At 67.3% G+C, this 6,257-nt stretch carries 1 protein-coding gene; it reads left to right on the top strand.

Going from position 1 to position 6,257, the window contains the following annotated elements; translation table 11 throughout:
* Window positions 1-12: 12 nt before the first annotated feature.
* Window positions 13-6,257, top strand: a 6,245-nt coding sequence (locus ACTOWJ_RS29300; RefSeq protein ID WP_441338173.1) for an amino acid adenylation domain-containing protein, incomplete at its 3' end; no start/stop codon positions are given.

Below are 6,257 nucleotides of genomic sequence, written 5' to 3'. Positions count from 1 at the left end.
TTCGATCATGTGGTGGAAGTGACCAAACCGGCGCGCAGCACCGCGCATACGCCGATCTTCCAGGTGATGCTGGCTTGGCAGAATCAGGACGAAGCGCGCTTGGCGATGCCGGGCGTAACGGCCGAAGCGCTCGCGCGCGAAGCGACCACGGCGCAGTTCGATCTGGCCTTGGACTTGTGCGAGCACGACGACGGAATCGCCGGCACGCTGACTTACATGACCTCGCTGTTCGATGCCCAGACCGTGGCGCGTTACGCGGGGTACTGGCAGCGTCTGCTGGCGGGGATGGCGCAGGACGAGACGACGGCGGTGGCGCGTCTGCCGTTGCTGGACGAGGTCGAGCGCACCCGCGTGTTGCGCGACTGGAATGCGACCGCCCGGGAGTACCCGGAGACGACGGTGCACGCGCTGTTCGAAGCGCAAGTACGGCGCACGCCCGATGCGGCGGCGCTCAGTTATGAAGACGGTGCGGCGGAAGCCACGCTGACGTATGCCGCGTTGAACCAACGCGCCAATCGTCTGGCCCATCATCTCATCGCGTTGGGCGTCGGGCCGGAGGATCGCATCGCGATCTGCATGGAGCGAAGCCTCGAAATGGTGGTCGGCCTGCTGGCGATCCTGAAAGCGGGCGCGGCCTATGTGCCGATCGATCCGTCGTATCCGGAAGATCGTCTGCGCCATATGTTGCAGGACTGCGCACCGAAGGCGGCGCTGAGCCACGGCGCCTTGTCGGCGACGATCGCCGATCTGTCGCATGCGGTCGAAGCCTCATTCCCGGTCTTCGACCTGGATCGCTTGCCGCCGCTGCCGCAGAACGATGCGAACCCGTCGGTCGAGGTACAGCCGTGGCATCTGGCCTACATGATCTACACCTCGGGCTCGACCGGTCTGCCCAAGGGCGCGATGAACGAGCACCGCGGCGTCGTGAACCGGCTGCTGTGGGCGCAGGATCAGTTCGAGCTCGGGGCGCACGATCGGGTGTTGCAGAAGACGACGTTCGGCTTCGACGTGTCGGTGTGGGAGTTCTTCCTGCCGCTGCTGGCCGGCGCGCGCCTGACCATGGCGCGCCCCGGCGGCCATCAGGACCCGGCGTATCTGGTGGAGATCATCGAGCGTTGCGGCATCACTGTGATGCACTTCGTGCCCTCGATGCTGCAGATCTTCCTGGCCCAGGACGACCTGGCGCGTTGCGCCACGCTGCGCCACGTCAAATGCAGCGGCGAAGCGTTGCCGTATGCCTTGCAGCAGCGCTTCCGGATGGAGCTGCCGAACGCGCAGCTGCATAATCTTTACGGCCCGACCGAAGCAGCCGTCGACGTCACCTACTGGCGTTGCGTCGACGACGCGCATGCCGGCATCGTGCCGATCGGCAGGCCGGTCGCCAACACCGCGATCTACCTGCTGGATGCTCGGGGCGAACCGGTCCCGGTGGGGGTCGCCGGCGAACTGTTCATCGGCGGCGTGCAGGTCGGACGCGGTTATCACAACCGGTCGGAACTCACCACGGAACGCTTCGTCGCCGATCCTTATTCGAGCGATGAGAAGGCCCGGCTGTACCGAACCGGCGATCTGGCGCGCTGGCTGGCCGACGGCAGTATCGAATATCTGGGCCGCAACGACTTCCAGGTGAAGATCCGCGGATTCCGGATCGAGCTGGGCGAAATCGAAGCCAAGCTGGCCGAATGCGCCGGCGTGCGCGAAGCGGTGGTGCTGGCGCGCGAGGACGCACCGGGCGAGAAGCGGCTGGTGGCCTACGTGACGATGCCGTCCGAGGCCGCCGCGGCGGTCGCCGACTTGCGTACGCAATTGCTGGCGCAACTGCCGGACTACATGGTGCCGGCGGCGTTCGTGGTCCTGCCGTCGCTGCCGTTGACGCCCAACGGAAAACTCGATCGCAAGGCCTTGCCGGCGCCGGACGATGCGGCCTACGCGCGTCGCGGCTACGAAGCCCCGCAAGGGCGCGTGGAGGCCACGCTCGCAACGATCTGGGCCGAACTGCTGAAGGTCGAACGGGTCGGTCGCTTCGACGACTTCTTCGAACTGGGCGGCCACTCGCTGCTGGCGGTGCAACTGGCGACGCGCGTGCGCGATGCGCTCGATATCGAGCTGAACTTGCGCGATGTGTTCGAGGCCTCCGAGCTCGCACGTTTGGCGGAGCGGGTCTCGGTCGCCACCGCCGCGGTGACGACGGCGATCGAAACCGTGCAGCGCCAGCCGTACATGCCGCTGTCGCCGGCGCAACAACGTCTGTGGTTCCTGACTCAGGTCGACGGTGCGAGCGCGGCCTATCACTCAGCCGGCGCACTTCGCCTCACCGGCGCTTTGGATGTCGGCGCACTGACGCGGGCATTTCGGCGCATCGTCGAACGGCACGAAATCCTGCGCGCCCGCTTCGTCCTGGTGGACGGCGAGCCGATGCAGCAGTTCGTCGGCGCGGACGCGTTCGAGCTGCGCTTGGAGGACGTGCGTGCCGAGCAAGATCCCGAGAGCGCCAGCCATGCCCTCGGCACGGCTTTCGTCGCGCAGCTTTTCGATCTCGGCGCGGCGTTGCCGATCCGCGTGCAACTGGTGCGGATCGCGGACGACGTCCATGTCCTGCACGCGGTGCTCCATCACATCGTCTCCGACGGGTGGTCGATCGGCGTGCTTCTCGATGAACTGAGCGCGTTCTATGCCTTGGAAACCGGAGTGGCCGTGCGATCGCCGGCGCCGTTGCCGGTGCAGTACATCGATTACGCCCAGTGGCAATGGCGGTGGCTGGCCGGCGGTCCGTCCGAGCGTCAGGCGAGGTACTGGCGCGAAGCGCTGGCCGGCGCGCCGACCTTGCTCGAACTGCCGACCGATCGCGCGCGCGCGCCGCATCAGGATTTCGCCGGCGCGGCCATCGGTCTACAACTGGATGAATCGCTATATACGGGCCTGAAGGCGCTGAGCCAGCGTTACGGCACGACTTTGTACATGACCTTGCTGGCCAGTTGGGCGGCGGTGCTCGGCCGCTTGTCGGGCCAGGACGAGGTAGTGATCGGCAGCCCGATCGCCGGACGCGCACGCGCCGAGATCGAGCCCTTGATCGGATTCTTCGTCAACACGCTGCCGCTGCGCATCGAACTGAGCGGCGAGCCGACCGTGGCCGGACTGTTGGCGCGCACGCGCGCCCAGGTGCTCGACGCGCAGGCGCATCAGGACCTGCCGTTCGATCGTATCGTCGAAGTGGTGAAGCCGCCGCGTAGCACCGCGCATTCGCCGGTGTTCCAGGTGATGCTGGCTTGGCAGAGTCAGGCCGAGGACCGGTTGAATCTGGCCGGCATCGAGGTCGCCGAGCAAGCGCTGGCGACGACCACCGTGCCGTTCGAACTGATTCTGGATCTGCGCGATACCGGCACCGGTATCGAGGGCGCGCTGGGCTACATGACCTCGCTGTTCGATGCGGATACGGTGTCGCGGTACGCGGACTACTGGCATCGCCTGCTGCGCGGCATGGTCGCCGACAGCGAGCGCGCGGTCGCGCAGTTGCCGTTACTGGGCGAGGCCGAGCGCGATCGGATGCTGTCGCACTGGAACGCGACTGCGCTGGATTACCCGCACGGTGCGTGTCTGCATGAGTTGTTCGAAGCGCAGGTGCGGCGCACGCCGGACGCGCTCGCGTTGGTGGCCGGCGCGCAGCGGCTGAGTTACGCCGAGTTGAACGCACGCGCCAACCGTCTGGCGCATCACCTGCGGACGCTGGGCGTGATGCCCGACGACCGCGTAGGACTGTGCCTCGAACGCAACGCCGACATGATGGTGGCGCTGTTGGCGACGCTGAAATCCGGCGGCGCATACGTGCCGCTGGATCCGAGCTATCCCGCGGACCGGTTGGCGCACATCCTGGACGATGCGCTGCCGCGCACGGTGCTGGCCGATGCGATCGGCAGTCCGGTGCTGCGCGCGGCGCTGGACCGCACCGAGCCGCGTTTGTCGCCGACGATCGTGGATCTGTCCGACGCGGCGCGCTGGGCGGATGCGTCCGCGGCCGACCCGGACGCGACCGCGGTCGGTCTGCAAGCGTCGCACCTGGCGTACCTGATCTACACCTCCGGTTCGACCGGCCGGCCCAAGGGCGTGGCGATCGAGCACCGCAACGCGGTGAACTTCGTGAGTTGGGCCACGCGTGCGTTCAGCGCGCAGGACCTGGGTAACTGCCTGTTCTCGACCTCGATCAACTTCGACCTGTCGCTGTTCGAGTACGGCGCGCCGCTGTCGGTCGGCGGTACGGTGACGCTGGTGGCGAACGCGCTGGCGCTGCTGGACGGCGCGTTGCCGGTCACGCTCATCAACACGGTGCCCTCGGCGATGGCGGAGTTGACGCGCGCGCAGGCGATTCCGCCGAGCGTGCGGGTGGTCAACGTGGCCGGCGAAGCGCTCAAGCAGCCGCTGGCGGAGCGGATCCTGGGCAGCGCGAACGTCGAGCGTCTGTGCAATCTGTACGGGCCGTCGGAGACGACGACCTATTCGACCTGGACCACGATGACGCGCGACAGCGGTTTCGTCGGCGATATCGGCGGCCCGGTAGGCAATACCCGGGTCTACGTACTGGACGCGGCCGGTGCGCCGGTGCCGGTCGGCGTCGCGGGCGAGATCTGGATCGCGGGCGCGGGCGTGGCGCGGGGATACCTGGGCCAGCCGGCGCTGACCGAAGAGCGCTTCGTGCGCGATCCGTTCGTGTCGCAGGCCGATGCGCGGATGTACCGCACCGGCGATCTCGGGCGTTGGTCGGCCGACGGCAGGATCACGCTGCTGGGCCGCAACGACTTCCAGGTGAAGATCCGCGGATTCCGGATCGAACTCGGCGAGATCGAAGCCAGGCTGATCGAGTGCGCGGACGTGCGTGAAGTCGCCGTGCTGGCGCGCGAAGATGCGGCCGGCGATCCTTGCCTCATCGCGTATTGCCTGAGCGATGAGGCCTTGGATGTCGGCGCGCTGCGCGAAACGTTGGCGAGCCGATTGCCGGAGTACATGGTGCCGTCGGCCTTCGTGCGGCTGGACGCATGGCCGCTGACGCCGAACGGCAAGCTCGATCGCAAAGCCTTGCCGGCGCCGGACGATTCGGCGTACGCGCGGCGTGCTTACGAAGCGCCGCAGGGCGCGATGGAAGAACGCCTGGCCACGATCTGGGCGGAGCTGCTGCGGGTCGAGCAAGTCGGCCGTCACGACGATTTCTTCGAGTTGGGCGGACATTCGCTGCTGGCGGTGCAACTGGCTTCGCGCGTGCGCAAGGCGCTCGATGTGAACCTGTCGATGCGCGAGCTGTTCGAGCAGCCGACCTTGTGGAAACTGGCGGCGCACGTAACGGTCGGAAAACGCTCGGACTCCTCCGGTATCGCGACGGTTGCGCGGCAGGCGTTCATGCCGCTGTCGCAGGCGCAGCAGCGGTTGTGGTTCCTGAGTCAGATCGACGGCGCGAGCGCGGCCTATCACCTGTCAGGCGCGCAACGCCTGCGCGGTACGCTGGATCTGGCCGCGTTGGCGCACGCATTGGACGAAGTGGTGGCTCGGCACGAAGTGCTGCGCACGCGCTTCGTGCTGGTCGACGGTCAGCCGATGCAGCAGATCGCGGCGCAGGCGGCGCCGGACCTGCGTGTGCACGACCTGCGCGGCCGCGAAGACCGCGAAGCCGCGGTCGCGGCGCTGGACGAAGCGCTGTTCGCCCAGCCCTTCGATCTGGAGCGCGATGCGTTGCTGCGCGTGCAAGTAACGCAGTTGGGCGAGGACGAGTTCGGTCTTGCGGTGGTGATGCATCACATCGTCTCGGACGGCTGGTCGATCGGAGTGATGCTGGAAGAACTGAGTCGGCTGTATACGGCGCACGTGGAAGGCGAAAGCGATCCATTGCAGCCGTTGCCGATCCAGTACGTCGATTACGCCCAGTGGCAGCGGCAATGGCTGGCCGACGGACAATTGGAGCGGCAGACCGCGTATTGGCGTGAAGCCTTGGCCGGCGCGCCGACCTTGCTGGAACTGCCGACGGACCGTCCGCGTCTGCCGCATCAGGACTTCGCCGGCGCCACGCTGGGCATCAGTCTCGACGCGACCTTGACCGCACGGCTGAAGGCGTTGAGCCAGCGTCACGGCGCGACCTTGTACATGACGTTGCTGGCAAGCTGGGCGGCGGTGCTGGGCCGCTTGTCGGGCCAGGACGAAGTGGTGATCGGCAGCCCGGTCGCGGGTCGCAACCGGGTGGAGGTGGAGCCGCTGATCGGGTTCTTCGTCAACACCCT

Source organism: Lysobacter sp. CA199, from assembly GCF_052078715.1.
GTDB lineage: Bacteria > Pseudomonadota > Gammaproteobacteria > Xanthomonadales > Xanthomonadaceae > Lysobacter.
This window is presented reverse-complemented; position numbering and strand designations above follow the sequence as displayed.